Genomic DNA, 20,454 nt, shown 5'->3' with positions numbered 1-20,454 from the left:
CCCGAGCGCTCGCCTCCGACGGGCCCTCACCCCGGACGGTCATCGGTACGACGTCGCGAACGGCGTCCACCGGCCCGGTGGCCGGCCCGATCGGCCGGCGGTCAGATCGGCAGACGGGATGTCGGTAGCTACCACGGTGCCCGGTCGGTTCGGCGTCGTACTCCGGCCGGGGAGGGGCGGCCGCCTCAGTCCTGGGCCGACCGCGGCGCTCGCACTCGCGGCAAGCGGTCGAGGAGGATGCCGAAGTGGTCGCGGTAGGCCGCCAGAGCGGCGTCCTCGGCGAGGTCGGTCGACCATCTCTTCCCGCCCTCCGTGATGATCAGCCGCTGTCCGCTGAGGGTGACCCGGCCGGCGTCCGTCGGCAGCGAACACACGAGGTTCTGCGTGAAGTGGGCCTGCGGGGCATGGGTGTGCCACCAGCAGGCCGTCGCGAAGTCGGTCAGCGCCCGCGGGCGGGACTCGACGCGATACTGCAACTCGCCGTCACAGTAGACGTCCAGGTCCCCCTCTGGTGCATCAGCGATCCGGTATGCGCCGTCGTGGCCCGGTTGTTCGCCTCGCTCGTCCAGGTTCAACGGAAACTCGATCTGCCGCCCGAATCCCACGTCCACCAGCCAGGAACCGTCGGTGTCGACGCGCAGGACGAGATGGTCGAAGGGGGCGCAGAAACCGTCGCCCACGAAGACCCGTGCGGACAGCAGACTGACGCGGTACCCCAACGTGGCCAGCAAGGCCGCGAAGGCACCGTTCGACTCATAGCAGATGCCGCCGCGGCGCCCCTTCGCGATCTTGTCCACGAGGGAACGCGCGTCGAGTTCGATCTGCTCCCCCGCATGGATGCCGAGATTCTCGAAGGGGACCGTGCGTACGTGCGCGAACTGCAGTTCACGCAGATGGGCGGCGTCCGGCCGGCCGGGGTGTGCGGCCCCAATGCGGTCGAGATAGGCGGCGACGCGGGCCTCCTCGATGTACAGGTCCGCCGCTGCGTCCCCCTCCTCCATGGTGGGATCCGGCCTGGCCCCCATCGGCATTGCGGTCATGCTGGTTTGTCCTTACGTCTTCGGTCTGTCCGGCAGTGCCGTGCCGCGGAGGGCGCCTGCGCGTCGTCCCGTCCGCGCGAAACGGCCGACGCGACGGCTCGGGGGTTCGGGGGTCCGGGCAAGGCTGCGGCCACACCTGGAAGTCGTCATCGGCTCGCCCTCGCAACCCGTCCCAGGAGCCGGGCGGGCCGCCGCCCGTGCGGACGCCCACCGGGCAGCGCGGCCCCTCCGCCTTCGCGTGGAAGGGGTCCGGCGCCGCTTGGCGCCGGGCCCCTCTCCCCAAGCTCCCGCCCCGGCACGACAGGCAGGCGAGAGCGGACAGGAGCCTGGCGGAGCGCGGCTGAGCGCGGCCTCTGCTCGCCACCCCACCGACCACGGTGGCGAGAGTGCCCCTGTCAATGGGACAACGGACCTCACCACCCGCGGGGTTCACACTCCTGCATATTTTCCGGCCGAGGTCGGATACGGCGGCAACGACGTAGTCGCCGCATGCTGCGGGCGCACCCCCCTGCGGGTTCTTCAGGCCTCGGCGGAGGCCCCCGCCTCACGCGAGGAGCTGCTCCCGGCCGCGCCGGCTCCCGGCGTCGGGCGACGATCACCGCCGGCCCGCTCCGTGATCGTTTCCGACATCGTGTGCGGGAACCCGAGGCGCAGCAGGAACGCGGCGAGAGCCGCAGCCAGAACGACGGCGGCTGCCAGGAGCAGGGCCTGGTGGTAGCCGTGGTGCAGAAGGGGAGTAGCGACCAGCGGACCGACGATCTGGCCCACCGAGTACCCCGCGGTCAGCAGAGCCACGGCGCGAGGGAAACGCAGGTGTGCACCGGCCCCCAGCGCCAGCGTGCTCACCCCGATGAAGGTGGCACCGAACAGCACCGCCGAGATCAACGCGGCCGCCACTCCCCCGGCCAGTGCGGGTAGGGCGATACCCGCCGCCTGCACGACCAGGGCGGCCAGCAGGAGGTCCGGCCGGGACCATCGGCGTCCCAGAGCGGCCCAGAGCGCGGAGGACGGGATGGCCGCCAGCCCCACCAGCACCCACGCGCCGCTGCCGATCGAGCCGGGGAGGGTCTGGTTGATCGCCGCGACCAGGAACGTGCCGGCGATGATGTAGCCGATGCCCTCCAGCGTGTAGGACGCGAACAGCGCGTTGAACCAGCGGCGAGTCTGCGGCCCGCCCGCCCGCCGGGCCGAGGCCGCCGGTCCTTGCCGGACGGCTGGCTCCGGCTCCGGCTCCGGACGCAGGCCCCAGGCGACCAGTGTGAGCAGCACCGCCAGAGCCGCGGAGGCCCACCACGCGCTCCGCCAGGTGCCGGCCGTACGCAGTACGAGGACGAGCAGGCCGGAGAGCGCGATGCCGGCCCCGACGCCGCCGAAGGCCCAGCCGGGCAAGTGGGCCGGATGCTCACGCAGATGACTGAGCAGGGAGCTGGCGGCGATGACGAAGATCATCGCACTGAAGGCACCCGCGCCCAGGCGCAGGAACAACCAGACGACGGTGCTCTGTGTCAGCGCCATCCCGGCCAGGGACGCCACGAGGGCAAGCAGCGAACCACGGAGCACGACCGAGGAGCGCACTAGCCGCGGCACGACGGTGCCGGCCAGAGCGCCGACCAGATAGCCCACGTAGTTGGCGGTCGCGAGGTTCGCTCCAGCCCCGGCCGACAGCCCGGCCTGCGCGTGCATCAGCGGAAGGATGGGAGTGTAGACGAACCGGCCGACGCCCATGCCCGCCGCGAGCGCGGCGGCGGCCTGGAGGACGTGCCTCCACGGTGAGCCCTGAGGGGTTCCCGCAGCCCGTCGCGCGGATGGCCAGGGCGTGGTGACGGAACCACCGCCCGGACCGTCGGCCACTGTCCTGATATTCCGCCTGCTTCCCATGCAGACAGGCTGCGCTGATCTCCGTGAGGGAATCCAGGACCGCTTTCCTCTCTGCTGGGAGTCCTGGCCTTTCAGTCCCTGCCGCCCGTTCCTCCCCCATGAAGTAGATGGTCGGTCGTATACTCCTGGTATGGGACGAACAAGCGATGCCAGAAGCAGGATCCTTCTCGCGGCACAGTCATTGCTCGGGCAGCGCGGCTACTCGGGCCTGGGTGTCGCCGAGATCTGCAAGGCGGCCGGGGTACCGAAGGGAAGTTTTTACTACTTCTTCGAGTCCAAGGAGGCTCTCGCGCTGGCCGTGATCGACGCACAGTGGGCCGCCGAGCGGCTCGACTGGGAGCGCATCCTGCGAACCGATGCCGAGCCCTTGCAGCGGTTGCGGCAGTTGCTCGAGGCCACGGAAGCCCGACAGAGGGCCGGCCAGGGTAGCTACGGGGCGGTCCTGGGCTGCATGTTCGGAAACCTCTCCCTGGAGATGAGCAACCACGCCGACGCGATACGTCTGCGCCTGCAGGAGATCTTCGAGGCCGAGGTGGACATGGTCGACGCGGTCATCTCGGAGGCCCGCGAACGGGGCGACGTGACACTGACCAACAGCCGGTACGCGGCCCGTTCCGTAGTCGCACAGCTCGAGGGGCAGGTGCTCTTCGCCAAGCTGTACAACAACCCCTCCCAGCTGAGAACACTTTGGCCGAGCTGCCTCGCCCTCCTGGGGGTTCAGGGGGGCCGGCCCGCCGCCACCCGGACCTGAGGCCGACACTCCCCGACCCCGCGGGCATCGGTCGGCGCCGCCCGTGACCACAGTCACCGCACCAACAGGTGACTTGCCTTGTTTCCCAATGCGTCACCTGTCAAAATGGTGACGCACCAGCGTTGACATGGCTGCCCCGGCGATCCCCGCGATCACCGGCGCCTCCCGGCTCTCGCTGCGCGCATCCGAGCTCCCCCACTCAGTGGCGTCCGCGGGAATGCTGCGGACGGAGAGGAACGACGTGAAGAGCAGTAACCCCATCTTCTCCAGCAGGGGCTTCGTCCGAAGGGCCGACCGAGCGGCCCGCGCCGAACAGCCGGTCAGCGCCGCCCTGGGCGCCAAGGCCGCGGGCGACCACCTCTCGAACCCGTATGCCGCAGACGGGCGGCCGGGCCTTCTCGACGAGACCCGGGCCCCCAGACTCACGATGACGATGGACGATGTGATCGTCCGCACCACCCTCACCCTCGGGACCGTGATCCTGACGGCGGCGCTGTCGTGGGTGGTCCTGCCCGTCGACGAAACTGCCATCGGCCGGTCCTACGGGATCGCCGTGACCGCTGCTCTCATCGCCTTCGCACTGGCGATCGTCCAGGCGGTCAGACGCACCGCCTCGCCCCCTCTGATCCTCGGCTACGCGGCGTTCGAGGGCGTATTCCTGGGAGTCGTCTCCGAGGCGACGTCGACCTACATCGCCCCAGGGGTGGTGGTCCAGGCGGTCATCGGCACCTTCACGGTAGCCGCGGGAGTGCTCATCTCCTATCGGCTGGGCTGGATACGCGTCAACCGCAGGTTCTACGGCTTCGTCCTCGCCTCCGCCACCGGCTTCCTCCTGCTGATGGCCACGGACCTCGTCCTTTCTGCGTTCGGCGCGGGAAACGGCCTGGGTTTCGACAGCGGCGGGATCGGCGTCGCCTTCGGTGTCGTCGGTGTGCTTCTCGGCGCGTGCTTCCTGGCCATGGACTTCAAGCAGGTCGAGGACGCGATCGCATACGGCGCACCGCGGGAGGAGTCGTGGCTGGCGGCATTCGGCCTCACAACCAGCCTCGTCTGGATCTACCTGGAGGTACTGCGTGTGCTTACCCTCCTGCGGGAGGACGGCTGAGCCCGGATGGCAGCCCACCTCCGGCAGCAGGGCCGCCATCCGCCGCACGTGCAGGACACCGCCGGTACGCCGGGGAGAAGCCGGCGCCCGCGCCGTCGAAGACGACGACCGCGACGCCGTTCTCCTCGACGCGTGAAGGTCTCGCTCAACTCGCTCGTCGTCGTCGCGTCAAGGTCGTCTGGAGAGGCATCGGACCTCGTCACCGCCAAATAGGCCGTCGAGTGCTCGATCAGCCGTGCGGGGCCATGGACCGAACAGGACTACCTGACCCGCTCGACCAGACGACGGGTCCAACCGGGCGGAGAGGCCCGTTGCGACGTGTGCCGGAACCGGGCCCCTCAGGCCGACCGGATGGGGGCGTCAGAGGCCGCCGTTCTCCCAGTGCTGGGTGACGGGGGTCGCCGTGACGTCGTCCGCGTAGACGAGTGCCACGCGGTGGTTGTACTGGATCGTGTACATCTTCTTACCGCCCCGAACGACCGTCTGGCTGCTCTTGAAGTAGTCGTCGGTGACCGTCGCCGGCTGAGTGGCAACATAGGCCTGGCCAGCCGGGACGGAGTACATGCTGAGCGGGGTCTGCTTGGACGGGCTCAGACCAGCCGGGTACTCGGACGCGTCCGGGTAGCTCTGACCGTAGAGCGCGACGGGGGCGGTGGCGGCGGGCCGGATGATCTTCACCCCGTAGGCCCGCTTGGCGTTCTTCCCTTCAGGGTTGTGGAACCACACCTTCGCGCCGCTGTACCAGATCGCGGTCCAGTCACCCCGGACCTCCGCCACCACGAACTGCTGACCCGTCTGGGCCGTGCTGCCCCAGTCGTTGATGCGGTTGGTGCCGGCGCCAGTGCCGTGGATCGCCTGGTCGCCAAAGAGCGGGGCCGTCCCACTCGGCGCCGTGCGCAGGTAGACGAAGTTCGACGCCTGCTGCTTGTCCGTACACGCGGTCGTGCCACCGGTCGGGTCGTCGGAGGGGCACACATGTACGGTCTGCACGTTGTCGGCGAACGAAGGAGCGATGGTCACCACCGAACCCACGGCCGGGACACCATGCAGCCCGCTGATCGGACGGCCGAGCAACTCCATGAAATGACCCCAGTCCCAGCCGTTGCCCGGGTCCCAGTGCATGCCGGCGACGTAGGAATCGGCGGGCCCCGCCACGTTGTCGTGACCCACGATGTGCTGACGGTCCAGGGGTATGCCGAACCGTTCCGAGAGGTACTTCACGAGATCGGCAGTAGCCTCGTACTGCGCCTCGGTGTACCACTTGGCACCCTCGACGGCGTAGCCCTCGTGCTCGATGCCGATGGAGTGCAGGTTCGTGGAGTAGTTGCCGGCGTGGAAGGCGATGTCCTTCGTCGGCACCATCTGAGTCACCGCGCCGTCGGACGACCGCATCACGTAATGGGTGGCCGCAGGGTTGGTGGGCTGGGCCAATCCACTGACTCCGGCGTCGTAGGTGGTCTCCAGGTCGTGGATGACGATGGTGTCGATCCGGATGCCGTTGGCAGGCCGGTCGGCCACCTGGACGCCCGCCGGCGAACCGGGAACGAAAGTGCACTGCACCGTCGACGGGCACTCCGTGGTGACCGCCTCCGACGTCTTCAGCTTCAGCCGGTCCACCTGCGAGGTCATCGGGCGGGCCGAGGGTGCAGCCTCCATCCGCATGCGCTGGCCGTCGTGGGTCACACCGGCGGCGCCCCTGCCGATCGTCTTGAAGACACGGTCGGCGAAGGCCGTCGCACCGCTCTTGTGGGCCGACTGGCTGTAACGGGCCACAGCGCCGTACCACTGGGACACGTCCTCGGACGTGCTGCCGGCCACCTGCTTCTGGTAAGAGGCGAGAAGAGCAGCACCGCCCCGGATGTTCGCGGCCGAGTCCTCACGGAGCCTCTTCTCGGGCACACCGGTCAGCTTCGCCGCGGCCTGCAGGGTGTGCAACGCGGGGTCCGCCGCCAGGGACGCCAGATCGGCACGGCCGGCCGCGCCGGCGTCGCCGCCGGCCATCATCTCCGGCGTGACGTCGGTGAGATGCATGGGACCGAAGCCACCGTCGGCGCTGGGCAGCGCGCCGTGCGCCTCCCACCGGGACTCCTGGTACGCCACGCCTAGCAGCACGTTGACAGGTACGTCGTACTCCGCGGCGGCAGCGACGAAGGCCTGCTGGCGCGCAGCGTCGGCGTCGGTTCCGGTGTCGGCGAGGGCGGTGAACTGTACCGTGGCCAGCCCGCCCGCGGCCAGCGCGCCCACCGCTATCGCGATGGGGAGCCGCAGCCGCTTCTTTCTCTTGTGCAAGATGCTGATCCTTACAGGAGTGAACGTGTGGGGGTGGATGACCGTCGGACGCCCCGCGAAGCGCGTCGCCGGGGCAACGACGGACAGTGCGGCCCGTGGAGGGAGAGTCAGTCGCCCGGACCGCGCGGGCAGACAACGGCATGAGCGACAGGACACCGGCCAAAGGACCCCACCGGTGCTGAACGCCGCTCTCCGCTCGGGACCCGGGCACGACAACTGCGGCGCGCTCCCCCGCTGATGGCGGGAGTGACGTGCCACAATCGGTCGCCGATCGCACACGTACCTTACGTGAGACACACGAACGCACCTACGCGAGGGCACAAAGGAACAGCTACATCGACGAACACGTGTGAGAGTGTCCGCCTCAGGCGTTGCTCGTGGCCACACCCTCACGACGTTGCTGCGTTGCAAGGATGCCGAACCGGCTCAGCAGCGGTGCAGGCGGTGACCAACCGGAGGACCGCTGTGTGGAACCCCGCTACGAGGCCAGGCTGGTGCGGCCGACCCATGTACCAGGACGTTCGGCCGTGTGCCGTCCCTTGGTTCCACGAGGGCCGGACACACCCCGGGCTCAGGCTCAGAAGTCGCAGTGGGGCTGCCGACTGCAGCGGGTTGTCGGCTGAGCTTGTTCTTTTTCTACCAAGATCTTCCAGGCTTGCCGATGGCCTTGAGGGTCTCGGGGCGTTTGACGGTCTTGCCGACGTCGTAGCGGGGGGCCCGGTGTTTGTTCTTGGCGCCGGGTGGCCGTCCGGGGCCGGTTCCTCGGGGTTTGGGAACACGGGTCGGGCAGGCGAGATGAGCGCGGATGTTCCTGAACCCTCGGCGGACCCGGGCCGGGGTGAGCCGGTTGGAGGTGGTGGGTTTCTCCCAGGGGCGACGGACGTCCGCGGCGAGGGGCCGGGTGAGCCGGAGCTGGGTGTGGGCGACGATCAGGAGCTGTCGTTCGCCCGCGTCAATGGCGTCTACCTGGTGGACTTCCTCCCAGCCAGTCTTGTCATGGGGCTGGGCTTCGGCCTGGCCGCGCCCGCCATCATGGGGCTCGGTATGTCTGCCGTTACGCCGGCCGAGTCCGGCATCGCCTCCGGGCTGTTCAACACCACTCAGCAGATCGGGGGCGCCATGGGCCTGACCGTGCTGAGCGCTTTCGTCAGCGCGCGTACGAACAGCCTCACCGCCGCGGGGAAGACCGAGGCGGAATCGCTGGCCGGCGGCTACCACGTGGCCTTCCTCGCCGCGGCCGGATTCACGCTGACCGCCCTGGTCATTGGCTCCGGCCTGCTCAAGACGACCCCGCCCGCAGGCATGGAGCAACAAGGCACGGCGTCTTCTGAAGAAAACGCGCCTGTCTCCTGACCAGCATTGGTCAACCCGGTCGCGGGACCTGCCCAGCGTCTGCTGTTGCCCAGACAGAAGTTCTTAGCCACGATCCGACACTGGGGTGTTCCTCAAACCCACGGAATCAGCGCAAGGCGGTGGGGGCCAGTCGGATCGTCGGCTGCTGCATTCGGAGGCGTACGGGCTGGGGCCTGCCGACTGCTTTCACTGGCTCGACGGGATGTGGTGACGTGCGCGGTGGCCGGGGCGGGCGGGTGAGACGGCGGACCATGAGAGTGATGAAGGTCCAGGTGACGTGGGCCTCGCTGTGGGATGAGCCGCTCGTGGTCGCGCACGTTTCTCCTGGCTCTCATGATCCACGAGATCGCCCGCTCGGCACGCCACCTTTTTGCCAGAACGGCGAAGCCGTCCTGGTCCTTGCGGCGGGGCACCGTCTTGAGGGTGATGCCGAGGAAGGTGTGGGACCAGCCGACGAGGGTTCCGCCGTAGGCCGAGTCGGCCCAGGCGACGGCGAGTTCGGGATGGGTCAGTCGCAGGCGGAACAGCTGGTCGCGGGCGGGGATACTGTCGTGTGGGGCCGCGGGGGTGCCATGACGGCCAGTGCCATGCCGCGCATGTCGACCGCCAGGTGCCGCTTCCTCCCGTTGATCATTTTCCCGCCGTCAAAACCACGGGTGTCCTGGCCCACCGTCTCGGCACCCTTGACGGACTGGGAGTCCAGGATCACCGCAACGGCGCGGGCATTGAGGCCGTCATGAACACGGACCATCTGGTGCAGCTCGGCATGGATACGGGCCAGGTCTCCGCTCGCCCGCCATCGCTGAAAAAACCCGTAAACCGTGCGCCAGGGGATCCCGAAGTCAACCGGAACCGCCCTCCACTTGCACCCATTGTCGTTGACGTATCGGATGGCATCGACGACTTTGCGGCGCGGACGTTTCTCCGGGCGCCCGCCCGTGGGCAACTCGCAGGCCGGGACGGGCAGCAGCGGTTCGAGGACGGCCCATTCGGCGTCCGTGGTGTCACTGGGGTAGCGCCGCTCGCGCACGGCCGGCGCCCGGATCTCGTTGATGCTGAAGGGCGACTCGGACCCCACCCCTTCTTCTTGAGCCTCATTCGTCGGCTCTGCGCATTCGTCGACGAATGCGCAGAGGTGCTATGACCGCCCCCATTTCGTGATGGCCTCAAAAGCCACACCCAGGCCCCTGGTTCTCCCGATCGTACGAGGACCGGAATCGACCCGCAAACAAGGTAAGGAGCGCGATAGCTGGCCCTCGCTGGGTGCGGCGTTCGCGGAGTACAGGCGGATCGCCAAGACCGAGTACCTGCTGTGTGTGGTCGACCCGGTGGGCGACACCTACCGCCTCAGATAAACCGGCAGCTCACCGTGCAGGAGTCCCGCCACAAGCTGGCCCGGGACGTGCGCCACGACAAGCGCGGCACCATCCACCAGGCATACCGCGACGGCCTGGAAGACCAGCTCGGCGCGCTCGGCCTGGTCCTCACACCATCGTGCTCTGGACGACCCGGTACATCGACGCCGCCGGCGCCCAGCTGAAGGCCGGGGGCCACGAGATCCGGGAGGAGGACATCGCCCGGCTCTCCCCGCTCAAGCACCGCAACCCGAACCTGCTCGGCCGCTACAGCTTCACCGCCTCGGCCCCCGGCGCCCTGCGCCCGCTGCGCGACCCGGACTCCCCCGAGCTGGACGAGGACAAAGACGAATCGGCGGCCGACTGAAGCGGGCTTTGTCAGCCGGCGGCACCAACGCGGCGTCGTACTGCTCGACGGTCCAGGGCTGACAACCCACAAACTCCGTCAGATCCATCCTTGCGAAAACCATTGGTGCCCTGCTTGCTCCGCTGATGGACTGACGTCCTACCGCGATTCTGCCGCGTGACGGAGGTAGTGGTTGTGACAGGTTATGACGTGCTTGCCGAGGTGTACGAATGGCTCATCTCGGATGCGAAGTTGCCTCCAGCCGAGTTCGCTGCGTCGTTCGACGACGTTCTCAATCTCCTGCCGTCGAACGCTCACGTCCTCGACTCTTCTTGCGGAACCGGACAGTTGGCGGTCGGCCTCGCCGGTCGTGGCATGCAGGTTGTCGCAACTGACGCCAGCGAGGCGATGGTTCGCCGGACTGCAGAGTTGTCTGAGGAGTTCGGGGCATCCGTCCGGGCCGTACGGGCGAGCTGGGAAGAGTTGCCCGACCATTTCCAGGACAACACGTTCGACATGGTGTTCTGCGTTGGCAACTCGCTTCACCATGCCACGGGCGCGACAGGCAGGGGCGCTGCTCTGGAGTCGATGTCACGGCTTCTGCGCCCCGGCGGGCGCTTGGTACTCACATCCCGCACTTGGGAACTCGTGAGGGCCAGAGGTTCACGGCTGGAGATCAGTGACCGACTCGTCCGCCGGAACGGTCGCGATGCCGTCGTGGTCTACCGCTGGGAGATTGCGCCGCATTGGGAGGAGGAGCACCACATCGAGATTGCGATCGCGCAAGTCGATGCGACAGGGTTGGTTCTTGTCCGCTCGGAACTGCTGTCCTGCTGGCCCTACCGGTACGAGGAACTCGAAGTCGAGCTGCACCGGGTCGGACTTCAGACAGAGCTGAGCACGTTCGATCTTGAGGCCGAGAACTACATGGTGGTCGCGAGCAAGGTATAAACACCGGACCGACCCCGTCGTCTTCGAGGAGGAACCGGGCACCTCCAGCCGCCTACACCCCCTCCAGCACCCGAAGTTCCCCGAACTGCTCACCTACGCGCGGCCGGGCGACACCGTGCACATCTCCGAGACGTTCCGCCTCGTACGCGGCACCGGACACGTCCTGGACGTCCTCGACATCCTTCACCTCGACCAGGTGGCGCTGCGCATCCACGACCGAGCGTTCTCCGCGATGAACCTCACCGCCCGCCACCCGCGTAGCGGAGAACTGCTGTCCACCGTGAAGTTCCTGGTGCGGACCCTCGCCGCCGCCGGCGAGCTCCAGCGCAAGCTGACCTACGACGGACTGCTCGCAGCAGGCCGAGGGCACCGCGTACCTGGACGGCCGCTCCATCGCCGCCCTCGCCCGCGAACACGACATCAGTCGAGGCGCGATCCGCACGGCGGTCGCCGACTTCCTCCGCACCACCGAGCTGGAGGCCGCCGAGCGCGCCGCGCTCGACTAGGGGGTGCCCCGCATTGATCTCTCCCGTTCACGCCTCTCCTGCCGGGTGACCGCCACGATCCAACCAGCGGCCATCAGGGCTCCTGCTGCACCCGCCAACACGACCAGACCTTCAGTGGGAATCATGTTGTCGCCGCCCGGATACCTCTGCCCACACAGCCGCACCGTCCCCGGGTGCTCCGCCGAGGCTTCCAGGCACACCGCGGAGCCGACCACAGGATCGGTCAACCCGGCCGTATGGCCCACCGGAAGGTCCTCGGTAACGAACCACTGACCGCCAGCCTGGTAGGACACCCGGACATGGGCCCCGTACTTGACTTGCACCACGCGGTCGACGACACCGTCAACCCGCAGGGGCGAGGCATCGATCCGCCGGGCGTCCGAGATTTCGCCAGCCAGCGAGCAGCCTCCAACCACTGCCACCAAGAGGGATCCCGCCGCAACCGCAAGCGGCGCCCTCTTCCCCCGCCAGAAATCACCCCACCGCATGCCGGACAGTCTCACACGTCGAACCACGCGTCTGACGGGCCAGCACTTACGGGACAGCCCTTCAAGGGGACGACCGTACGGCGCGGCCAGGGCTGCACCCTGCGCGTCAGCGCCGTCCCCGCCGTACACCGCCAGTTCCTCGATCGCTGCCAGCCGCTTGACGGCGGCCAGGGTTCCCGGGCGGTCCCGGCCCAGCGCAAGGCCCGACGCGAGTACGAGAACCGGGTCAGCGCACTCACGCCCTGAACAAGATCGTTCTCACCGATGACCGCTGTCGGGTCATGTCGGAAGTGGCTGGCACGATGCGCACTTGCAGTCCCGTGCCCGGGAGCCCCTCGCCTCGACGCAGGCCCCGGCACGGTCCACCGGGTGCCGGGGCCTGCGGAGAACGGACGGGTGCTTACTGCACGCTGGTGCGGGCCACGGTGTGCAGTTGGCCGGGGAGCACCGGTTCCCGCGTTGTGTCGTGCGTCAGCTCGAGTGTGTCGCCGGTGCTGTGCACCCGCCAGACGGTGCCGTGCCGGTTCTCCCACTCGACGAAGCTGCCGGGAGCGCCATCGAGCAGCTCCAGTTCCCGCACCAGCGTGTCCAAGGGAGCGAAGCCGCGGGCGTCGCCCTTGCTCATGCTCCGGGTACGGGTGTTGTCGTAGCGCATCTTGACGAACGGGACCTCGGCGCGGTCGAGCTTGTTCGGCTGGAGCATCTTGCGGAACCTGCCCCAGGCCTCCTCCTCGTTCTCCCGGCCGGAGATCTCACTGGCGTAGGCGGGAAAGACGGCGTAGGTGACCGCGGACAGGTCAGGGTTGTCGTTGGCGTGGTAGCCGTGCACCTCGGCCGTCGCCGCTCCCACGGTGTCGAACTCCGTCCCGTCGTGGTGGAAGCCGCCGACGGCCACCAGGGGCCGCCCCTTCCCCACGAAGGTGTCGTCATGGGCGCGCGCGTGGGCGAGCAGTGCCGCAACGAGCGCCTCATCGTAGCGGCCACGTACGTTGACCTGCAGGTTGTGCCGGCCGTCGGTGGAGAGTGCGGCGGTGAAGGTGAACATCGGGTTCGGCGACCACCGCCACGCGGAGGCCAGACCGGTAACGGGTGCGGCGCCGGGCATGGCGGACAGGACGGATCCAAGGTTCATGAGGGTGGCTCCTGTGCTCGGGTCGGGTGCCCTAGCTGCATGAGTAGAGGGTGGGGTCGACATCCTGGCGGTAGGTGGCGTCCATGAGCGCACCGCCGCGGGAGTTCTCGCTTCTCGTCATGGGCTCCATGTTGTCGGGATCGTTGTAGAAGTCGTTGCGGGTGGCCCGGTCGGAACGGTAGCCCGTCTGGTTCCAGTGATCGACCACCGGTGTCAGGTGCTCGTACGTGAGCTGGTTGGACGGGATGATCTCGCCCGCGGCGTTGCGCCAGGTCAGTTCGGACCTGGGAATGCGTTCCATGATCTGACGGCCCTGGGAGTCGAGCTGTCCGGTGGGCCGCATGGGTGTGCCGCCCTGGGCGATGCCCTCGTCGGTCCAGGCGGCGGTCATGGCGTCGTGGGTGGACTGGCGATAGCTGCCGGGGTACTCGGTGTCGCGGTTGTGGGCCTGTGCGGGCGAGTTCGGGTCCCTCTCCCATCGGCCGCGCTGGCCGCGGATGCGGATGAGGCCCAGCGGGTCGAGGAGAAGGAGCGGGTTGGTGACGTAGGCGTAGTCGTTCGGGTCCGGTGCCAGGCCCAGCGGATCGGCGCTGACGTAGCGCGCGGTCTCCGGGTCGTAGTAGCGGAAGTAGTTGTAGTTCCAGCCGGTCTCGGCGTCCGCGTACTGCCCGGGGAAGCGCAGGGGGCAGTCGGCCTCCGGGGCTGTGGGCGGAGCGCCGGTCGGCTGCCCCCAGGCCGTGAATCTGCGGTGCCAGACGATCCGGCCGTCCGCCGAGACGAGTTCGGTCGGTGTTCCGACGAGGTCGGTGACGATGGCGTAGAAGCGGGCGTCGGTGTCGCCCGGGTCGCTGCCGCCTCCGTCCGCGGCCGGCCGTTCGCGGCCACCGCTGACCGTCTGGGCGACGGGTCGGTAGGAACCCGGCGCGTAGTCCCAGGTGGTGACGGTGCCGTCGGTCTCGATCTGTTCGGCGAGGCGTGTTCCGTCCCAGCTGAACGTCGTCTCCTCCAGTACGTCCCCGCCGGTGCCGAGGCGTTGTTTGCCGACCCGTCGGCCGTCCGGATCGTAGGTGTAGCGCCATTCGGATCCGTCCGGTGCGACGGTCCGGACCAGGCGGTCCTCCGCGCTCCACCCGTACTGGGAGGTGCGCCGGCCGCCGCTGAGGAGACGGACGGTCTTGCGGATCAGGCGCCCCTGGCCGTCATAGGCGTAGGTGGTGCGTCCGGCACGGTGCAGTCTGGTTCCGTCGGCATGGTGGGGCTGCGGTTCCGTGGTGCCGTCGTACGGGGAACTGGTGACGAGGTTGCCCGCGCGGTCGTACGCGTAGTTCTCCTCGCGGTCGGCGGTCCTGACCGCGGTCAGCCTGCCGACCGGGTCCACGTCGAACCGGCGGCTTTCGCCGAGCAGCTCGTCGATCTCCCGGAGCGCTCCGTCGAGGTCGTACTCGTAGGTGCGGTGCTGGAGCAGCTCACCGCCCGCGTCGCCGATGCCGCGGCCGGGCGTGGTCACCGACTGCCCGGTCAGCCGGCCGGAGCCGTCCCGGCTCTGGTGGAGCACCGCCTGCGCACCCAGCGTCCTGCGGATCTCACGATGGGCGGTGTCGTAGTCGAAGCGCAGTTGGCTGCCGGCGCCGCTCAGGGCCTGGGGGTGGCCCGTCGCCTCGTAGGTCCAGGTCGAGGTGATGCCCGAGGGAGTGCGTCGGCTGATGCGGCGGCCGAGTGCGTCGTACGTGTAGGTGGTGGTCCGGCCGTTGACGGTCTCGGTCAACGTGCGGCCCATGGAGTCGTAGGTGCGTTCGACCGTGGTGTCGCGGTTGGCCGCGCGGAGCAGTGAGCCGGCGCTGTCGTACTCGTAGGTGGTGACCTCGTCCGCCGTGCGGTACTGGCGTGGCCGGCCGAGCAGGTCCACGGTCACGTCCGTGGTCTGTCCGGCGCCATTGGTCCACGACGTACGCTGCCCGGCCGCGTCGTGGGAGTAGATGAGCGTGCGGCCGTTGAAGTCCGTCTCCCGGATCAGGCGGTTGGCCTCGTCGTAGGCGTACTCCCAGGTGCGGCCGTCCGCGTTGTGGACACCGGTCAGGTTCAGTTCGGTGTCGTAGGAGAACGTGTAGCGGCGGCCGTCCGGTGTGGTGCGGGAGGTCGGCTGGTGGAAGTGGGTGAACTCGTACGTGGTGACCGCGCCGTTGCGGGCCGTGTGCGAGACGAGGTTGCCCTCGCCGTCCCAGCTCCAGGCCTCCGTCGCGCCGTCCGGGAGGGAACGCCACGAGGCAAGGCCTTCGACGGTCCAACCGAAGCGGTCGGTGGCGCCGGCGGGGTCGGTCACCGCGGTCACGCGTCCGAAGGAGTCGCGCCGCGCTCGAGTCGTCCGGCCCTCCGGGTCGGTGAGGGCCAGCGGCAGACCGGCCGGATCGGTCTCAATGTGCCGGGTGTGGCCGAGCGCGTCGGTGACCGAGACGGGCCGGCCCAGGGCGTCATAGCTGTAGCGGGTGGTCGCGCCGGACGGGTCGGTGACGGACAGGCGATTGCCCCGCTCGTCGTACGTGTAGCTCCAGAACGAACCGTCTGGGTCCGTGAGCCGGCGGGTGCGGCCCGCCTCGTCGTACTCGGCCCGGACAGAGCTGAGGTCCGGCCTGACCACCTCGGTCAGGTGACCGGCGGCGTCGAAGACCTGGCGGGTGGTGCGGCCCAGGGGGTCGGTCCAGGAGACGAGGCGTCCGTTCTCGTCCCACTCCCGGCGGGTCGAGGCTCCCAGGGGGTCGGTGACCTGGACGAGTTGCAGACGTTCGTCGAACCGGTAGGTGGTGGTCCGGCCGAGGGAGTTGCGGTACGTGTTGACGCGTGCCGCGTCGTCGTAGGTGAGGGAGCAGTCGAGGAAACCGTCCGCTCCCCTGCCGGCCGTGACCCTGTGCCGCTCGTCGTAGGTGTAGCGGTACCAGCCGCCGTTGCGGTCGGTCCAGCTCGTGATGCGGGACTCGGCGTCGTACGTGAGCCGGAAGTCGCGGCCCTGCCCGTCGGAGACGGCACGGAGATTGCCCTCCGTGTCGTAGCCGTAGCGTCGCACCACCGCCCACGGTGAGTCGGCTTCCGCGCCGTAGCCGTCTTCCGGTGAGCTGAGAACGCTCAGGGACGTGACCCGGCCGTCTTCCGTGGCGATGGCCACCCGGTAACCGCCCGAGTGGCGCATCTCGGCGAGGACGCCCGCCTCGTCGTAGAGGAAGTCGATGCGGTGCCCGTTGCGGTCGGTTGTCGCGGCGAGAGGCAGGGTGTAGGCGGGGGTGTCACCCTCGCGCCGTACACCGGGGGCGAAGTGGTGCGTGCGTCCGGTCTCGTCGTCGTGGACGGTGATCGTGCCTTCACCGTCACCGCTCCACGTCAACGGCCACCGAGGCCCCTCCAGAGGCAGGGTGGCGGTGCCGGGTGCGGGGATCGGATAGGCCAGGAGCATGCCGTCCTCGGTGGCGAACACCACGCCCTGGTCGTCGATCTCCAGGCGCTGGTCCAGCGTCGAGGCCCAGCTCGCCCCGAAGCAGCGCCCCCAGCGGTAGGTCGAGACGTGGGTGCGCCGGACGACCAGCGGCAGGAGCCCGCCGAGTTCCAGGTCCACCTGCTCCATGAGCATCTCGCCGGACACCATGTCGATCGGGTCGCCGCCCCGGCACCGGCCCTTGTAGGGCTTGGCCTTCGCAAGAAGATCCTTGGCACCGGAACGCAGGGTCTTCAGACCGCCCCGCACGGCGGTGGCCATCCCCTTCATGCCCTTGGCGAGTCCGCCGAGGGTGGTGAGCCCCTTCATGCCGGGTATGCAGTCCAGGGCCGCCAGCCCCACGTCCCACAGGGATGCTTGGCCCTTGCTGTATTTGTAGAGCGTGTCCGCGAGGACGACGAGGGCGGCCACGACGACGATCGCGGCGAGGATCGGGCCGCCGATGATCATCGCGACGATGCCGACGACGGCGACGACGACCTTGCAGACGGCGACGATGGTGTCCCAGTTGTCGGAGAACCAGTCGCCGACGTCCTCCCACCAGGACCGGTTCTGAATGCCGGCGTCGGACGCCTCGTCGATCTTGTTCTTGGCCTCCCGCGCCGCGTCGTCACGCATCTTGCGCGCGTCCTCGGCCATCTTCTTCGCCGCGTCCAGCGCACCCTGCGCGGAGTCCACGGCCGACTGCGCGTTGGCGTGAGCGGTCTTGGCGTGCTGGACGTCACGGGTGGCGGCCCGGACTTTCGCCTCGTCCGGCTTGTCCGCGTCCGACTTGCTGCCCGTCGGATCGTCCTTGTACTTGTCCGCCTCCTTCGACGCCCGCGTCACCCACGAATCCGCCGAGGACAGCTTCGACTGCGCCGAGGTCAGGTCCTGCCGGGCCTCCCGCGCCTTGACCAACGCCCGGTCCGCCAGCGCCTGCGCCCGCTCCAGCTTCGGCCAGAAGTCCGCGAGCGCGTCACCGCACATCCCGTACGACTTCTCCAGCTTCTTCAAGTTCTTCGGAACGCCGGAGAACTCCTCCTTGAAGACCGTCGCCGACTTCCCCGCCCACTCGGCCAAGGTCGACTCGCCAGCCATACCCTTCACCAGACGCAACGCCTCCGACACGTCGTCGGCGAAGTCGTGCAACGTCTTGGCGAGCGTCCGCACCCGCTGCGGGTCCCCCGGGGTCGGGTCCTTGTCCAGGTCCAGGACATGCCAGTCACTCGGCCTGTGGCCCACCATCCCCGTTACCCCCGTCGACACCTGCAGGTGACATCAACAACGTATGCGCACACGTGAACTTACTAGGCACGGAAGTTCGAGCAGAAGAGGGCTGCTTGCGACCGGAGGCACCGCCTCGCAGGAACCGTGCCCGGAAGGGCCGATCAGCATGGCTTCGTCGTGCGGGCAGGCGTGGCCGAGGACTTGGGGGACGGCGTGACGGCGGATCAGGCCAGCGCGGGCTGTGCCGTGGCCGCTGCGGGCGCCGGTGGGGGAAATGGTTCGCCATCCCCGCGGGTGCGGGGAGCAGGAGCTGACGGAGATCGCCGAGGCGAACGACCTGGGACCATCCCCGCGGGTGCGGGGAGCAGACGAACCCGCGGGCGGAGTCCAGGGGGTGTGAATGGTTCCGCCGTACGGCTGTCGCCGATGTGCTGCAGACCGCCTACCGATTGAGGTCGAGGACCGGGGCTTCGAGCCCGTCGTAGTCGGCGGGCGCGACCGTGGCGACGACGGCACCATCGGGGCGGTCCAGCGTGGGCTGAGTGGCGTGTACGGCGGCCCCTACGCCGAAGGGGACGTTGCGGCGATACAGGTCGGCGACCGCGTGCGCCGTCGCATAGTCGGTGTCCAAGGTGTGCAGGACATCGAGGATGCCCAGGTAGTCGACGATCCCGGCCCGTTCACGCTCGGCCTCCAGCACGCACACGATGGGGACCCACAAACGCACCGTGGGGTCCCCCGCGGCAATGTGGATGAGCCCGGAGACCTGCTTGTTGCCCCCCAGGGCAAGGAGTGTGCGACTGTCCAGGACGTAGTGCTCGACGATCACGCCGCCGTGCCCCGAACCCGAGCCTGTCCGTCGTTCTGCGCCTGCCGCATCCGCTCACGCAATGCGCCGGCTTCGTCGTCGCTGACCCGGTGCCCGAACTCTGCGGCCAAGAACGCGTCCGTGCGTTCGGCTCGCTCACGCAACTGCGCAGGAGTGAGCGCGGTCGCGGCGAACTCCTCGATCAGCGCCCGCATCGACATGTTCCTGGCCTCGGCCAGAGCGGCGAGCTTGTCGCGGGTCTCCGCACCGATCTTGATCGTCGTATCCACGTCGGAAAGTATACCGCCATGAATACCTGCGGGGTCGGGTGTCAGCTCAGTGATCTTCAGGAGGCCCCTGCTCCGAGCCATCAGCCGTGAAACGAGCCGATTCGCAGCAGCCGGCCCCCCGCGGGCGCGGGGAGCAGGCTCTTTGACCTGCATCTTTACAGCCGCTGAGGCACGGTTTCGGCGACTTTCACAGATTCCGGCAAATAGTACACACGCCAACCTGCCGCTTCCACGTGTGGAGGCCAGCCGCGACCGCGATCTGCTCGCACGAGATAAGCAGCGCCGACCGAACGACGCCCGTACTTCGACCGGACACCCGGTAAGCCAGCCCAAGACCACGCACGGATCCTGATCGAGGTCGGCGACGGCAGCACCTTCCCGACCGCCGGCCACCTCGCCGCCTACGCAGGTCTCGCCCCGGCGACCCGGAGCTCGGGCTCGTCGATCCGCGGCGAACAACCGTCCCGAAGAGGAAACAAGCAGCTCAAGAGGGCCTTCTTCCTCTCCGCGTTCGCCGCCCTGGGCAACCCGGCAGCGCGGGCCTACTACGACAAGAAGATCGCCCAGGGCAAGCACCACACCCAGGCCCTGCTCTGTCTCGCCAGACGCCGGGCCGACGTCCTTTTCGCGATGCTCCGCGACGGCACCTTCTACGAACCCCAACCCGTTCGGGCTGTCGCCCAGCAGACCTAGACCATGGCCAGGAGGTGATCCGTGGGTTCGTAGTCGATCTTCCAGTCGGCATAGATCCCGCAGAACCCATCCTTGATGCACCGCAGACCCACGGTCACCCAGCGGACGGATCCGTCGGTGCCGAGCGAGAACGCGACCGCGGCCTCGAACTCCTCGCTCCCGCACGGGCAGCCGGCCGCACCGGGCTCGTCGTCCTCCCAGGACTCCTCGTCCCAGTACTCCTCGCTGTCCGCGATGAACGCACGGCTGTCGCAGCCCGAACACTCTCGTTCCGCTCCGGACGCATTGACCAGCACGAAGAACACCCGACCACCGCACCCCTCGCAGACGGAAGGAGCGATCTTCACCGGGAGACCGTCGACGGCCTCCCGCAGGAACACCGCGAGCTCCGCGGGAACACCCTCGCCAACCTGATCATCAGCATGCACGAACACATCGTTCCAGACGCCCGAACCCGCACCCGACCAGCTTGACCAAAGACATGGAGGCACCCCCCGTGACGAGCCTGGCTCCGAGCCCGGGCCGCTACCCGGGCGCCGGCGACACCGTACTCGGCAGCGAACTTCGTACCCGGCAGCGAACGTCGCTGGGAGGTCAGGCGCAGCTGCGACGCTCCCCGCCTCGGCTCCCCAGCCCCGCCTCTGCCCCCTCCCCCACACCTCCAGCAACACACGAACGATCAGCCACCGCGCCCCCTGCCGACCGGCACGAGCGCGTCGTGTGCGACACGCCGGGCCGAGACTTCAACAACTCGCCGACAGGCCAAGGCCCCCACCACC

Annotated in this window: 16 protein-coding genes and 3 pseudogenes; 7 read left to right on the top strand and 12 right to left on the bottom strand. The window is 68.7% G+C overall.

Annotated features, from left to right (window positions below; translation table 11 throughout):
* Nucleotides 1-185: 185 nt before the first annotated feature.
* Nucleotides 186-1,040, bottom strand: a complete 855-nt coding sequence (locus ACGH52_RS38920; RefSeq protein WP_399946464.1) for an arylamine N-acetyltransferase — start codon at nt 1,038-1,040, stop codon at nt 186-188.
* Between the two features lie 519 nt (nt 1,041-1,559).
* Entirely contained in the window at nt 1,560-2,765 is a 1,206-nt protein-coding gene (locus ACGH52_RS38915; RefSeq protein ID WP_121702473.1) for a YbfB/YjiJ family MFS transporter, read from the bottom strand.
* A gap of 283 nt (nt 2,766-3,048) precedes the next feature.
* On the opposite strand from ACGH52_RS38915, the gene ACGH52_RS38910 reads away from it, so the two are divergent.
* Nucleotides 3,049-3,669, top strand: a complete 621-nt coding sequence (locus ACGH52_RS38910; RefSeq protein WP_121702474.1) for a TetR/AcrR family transcriptional regulator — start codon at nt 3,049-3,051, stop codon at nt 3,667-3,669.
* Between the two features lie 241 nt (nt 3,670-3,910).
* Entirely contained in the window at nt 3,911-4,774 is an 864-nt protein-coding gene (locus tag ACGH52_RS38905; protein WP_193777660.1) for a Bax inhibitor-1/YccA family protein, read from the top strand.
* 360 nt (nt 4,775-5,134) lie between these two features.
* On the opposite strand, the gene ACGH52_RS38900 is transcribed toward ACGH52_RS38905, so the two are convergent.
* Both ACGH52_RS38900 and ACGH52_RS38895 read right to left on the bottom strand, forming a co-directional pair.
* The gene (locus tag ACGH52_RS38900) at nt 5,135-7,063 is read right to left on the bottom strand and encodes an N-acetylmuramoyl-L-alanine amidase (protein ID WP_399946461.1); all 1,929 of its coding nucleotides are present in this window, start codon (nt 7,061-7,063) and stop codon (nt 5,135-5,137) included.
* Nucleotides 7,064-7,699: 636 nt separating this feature from the next.
* A pseudogene (locus tag ACGH52_RS38895) lies at nt 7,700-7,999 on the bottom strand (transposase); the annotation flags it as partial.
* Between ACGH52_RS38895 and ACGH52_RS38890 the strand changes: the two are divergent.
* Nucleotides 7,982-8,416: a hypothetical protein gene (locus ACGH52_RS38890; protein WP_202977684.1), complete on the top strand. Its 435-nt coding sequence runs from the start codon at nt 7,982-7,984 to the stop codon at nt 8,414-8,416. The pseudogene ACGH52_RS38895 and the gene ACGH52_RS38890 sit on opposite strands and share 18 nt — an antisense overlap.
* A gap of 92 nt (nt 8,417-8,508) precedes the next feature.
* Here the strand turns inward: ACGH52_RS38890 and ACGH52_RS38885 are convergent, their stop codons facing one another.
* Both ACGH52_RS38885 and ACGH52_RS38880 read right to left on the bottom strand, forming a co-directional pair.
* Nucleotides 8,509-8,928: a hypothetical protein gene (locus ACGH52_RS38885; protein WP_399947037.1), complete on the bottom strand. Its 420-nt coding sequence runs from the start codon at nt 8,926-8,928 to the stop codon at nt 8,509-8,511.
* Nucleotides 8,925-9,494, bottom strand: a complete 570-nt coding sequence (locus ACGH52_RS38880; protein WP_399946458.1) for a transposase — start codon at nt 9,492-9,494, stop codon at nt 8,925-8,927. Before ACGH52_RS38880 ends, ACGH52_RS38885 begins: the two co-directional genes overlap by 4 nt.
* 181 nt (nt 9,495-9,675) lie before the next feature.
* On the opposite strand from ACGH52_RS38880, the pseudogene ACGH52_RS38875 reads away from it, so the two are divergent.
* The 3 genes and pseudogenes from ACGH52_RS38875 to ACGH52_RS38865 all read left to right on the top strand — a co-directional run.
* Nucleotides 9,676-10,138: pseudogene (locus tag ACGH52_RS38875) on the top strand (Tn3 family transposase); the annotation flags it as partial.
* Nucleotides 10,139-10,312: 174 nt separating this feature from the next.
* Nucleotides 10,313-11,068 carry a class I SAM-dependent methyltransferase gene (locus ACGH52_RS38870; protein ID WP_399947034.1) on the top strand — a complete coding sequence of 252 codons (756 nt, stop codon included), beginning with the start codon at nt 10,313-10,315 and terminating at the stop codon, nt 11,066-11,068.
* A complete protein-coding gene (locus ACGH52_RS38865) occupies nt 11,028-11,591 on the top strand; it encodes a recombinase family protein (protein ID WP_399946455.1) in 564 nt (187 codons plus the stop codon). Before ACGH52_RS38870 ends, ACGH52_RS38865 begins: the two co-directional genes overlap by 41 nt.
* Here the strand turns inward: ACGH52_RS38865 and ACGH52_RS38860 are convergent.
* The 5 genes from ACGH52_RS38860 to ACGH52_RS38840 form a co-directional block, all read right to left on the bottom strand.
* A complete protein-coding gene (locus ACGH52_RS38860) occupies nt 11,571-12,062 on the bottom strand; it encodes a hypothetical protein (protein WP_399947071.1) in 492 nt (163 codons plus the stop codon). The genes ACGH52_RS38865 and ACGH52_RS38860 overlap by 21 nt on opposite strands.
* 400 nt (nt 12,063-12,462) lie before the next feature.
* A complete protein-coding gene (locus ACGH52_RS38855) occupies nt 12,463-13,194 on the bottom strand; it encodes a hypothetical protein (protein WP_399946452.1) in 732 nt (243 codons plus the stop codon).
* Between the two features lie 31 nt (nt 13,195-13,225).
* Nucleotides 13,226-17,902 (bottom strand): RHS repeat-associated core domain-containing protein, encoded by a 4,677-nt coding sequence (locus ACGH52_RS38850; RefSeq protein WP_399946449.1) that lies wholly within the window; start codon nt 17,900-17,902, stop codon nt 13,226-13,228.
* A gap of 424 nt (nt 17,903-18,326) precedes the next feature.
* Nucleotides 18,327-18,713, bottom strand: coding sequence for a hypothetical protein (locus tag ACGH52_RS38845; protein ID WP_210976700.1), 387 nt, complete (start codon nt 18,711-18,713; stop codon nt 18,327-18,329).
* Entirely contained in the window at nt 18,710-18,982 is a 273-nt protein-coding gene (locus tag ACGH52_RS38840; RefSeq protein ID WP_193777662.1) for a hypothetical protein, read from the bottom strand. The genes ACGH52_RS38845 and ACGH52_RS38840 overlap by 4 nt, the downstream gene beginning before the upstream one ends.
* Nucleotides 18,983-19,297: 315 nt before the next feature.
* On the opposite strand from ACGH52_RS38840, the pseudogene ACGH52_RS38835 reads away from it, so the two are divergent.
* Nucleotides 19,298-19,675, top strand: a pseudogene (locus tag ACGH52_RS38835) (transposase); the annotation flags it as partial.
* Here ACGH52_RS38835 and ACGH52_RS38830 read toward each other — a convergent pair.
* Entirely contained in the window at nt 19,672-20,103 is a 432-nt protein-coding gene (locus ACGH52_RS38830) for a hypothetical protein (RefSeq protein ID WP_399946445.1), read from the bottom strand. The pseudogene ACGH52_RS38835 and the gene ACGH52_RS38830 overlap by 4 nt on opposite strands.
* Between the last annotated feature and the right edge of the window lie 351 nt (nt 20,104-20,454).

Origin of the sequence: Streptomyces sp. BBFR25 (assembly GCF_044590125.1) — a bacterium.
In the GTDB taxonomy this organism is placed as follows: Bacteria; Actinomycetota; Actinomycetes; order Streptomycetales; family Streptomycetaceae; genus Streptomyces; species Streptomyces canus_D.
Note: the sequence above shows the minus strand (reverse complement) of the source record. Positions and strands in the feature narration are given on the sequence as shown.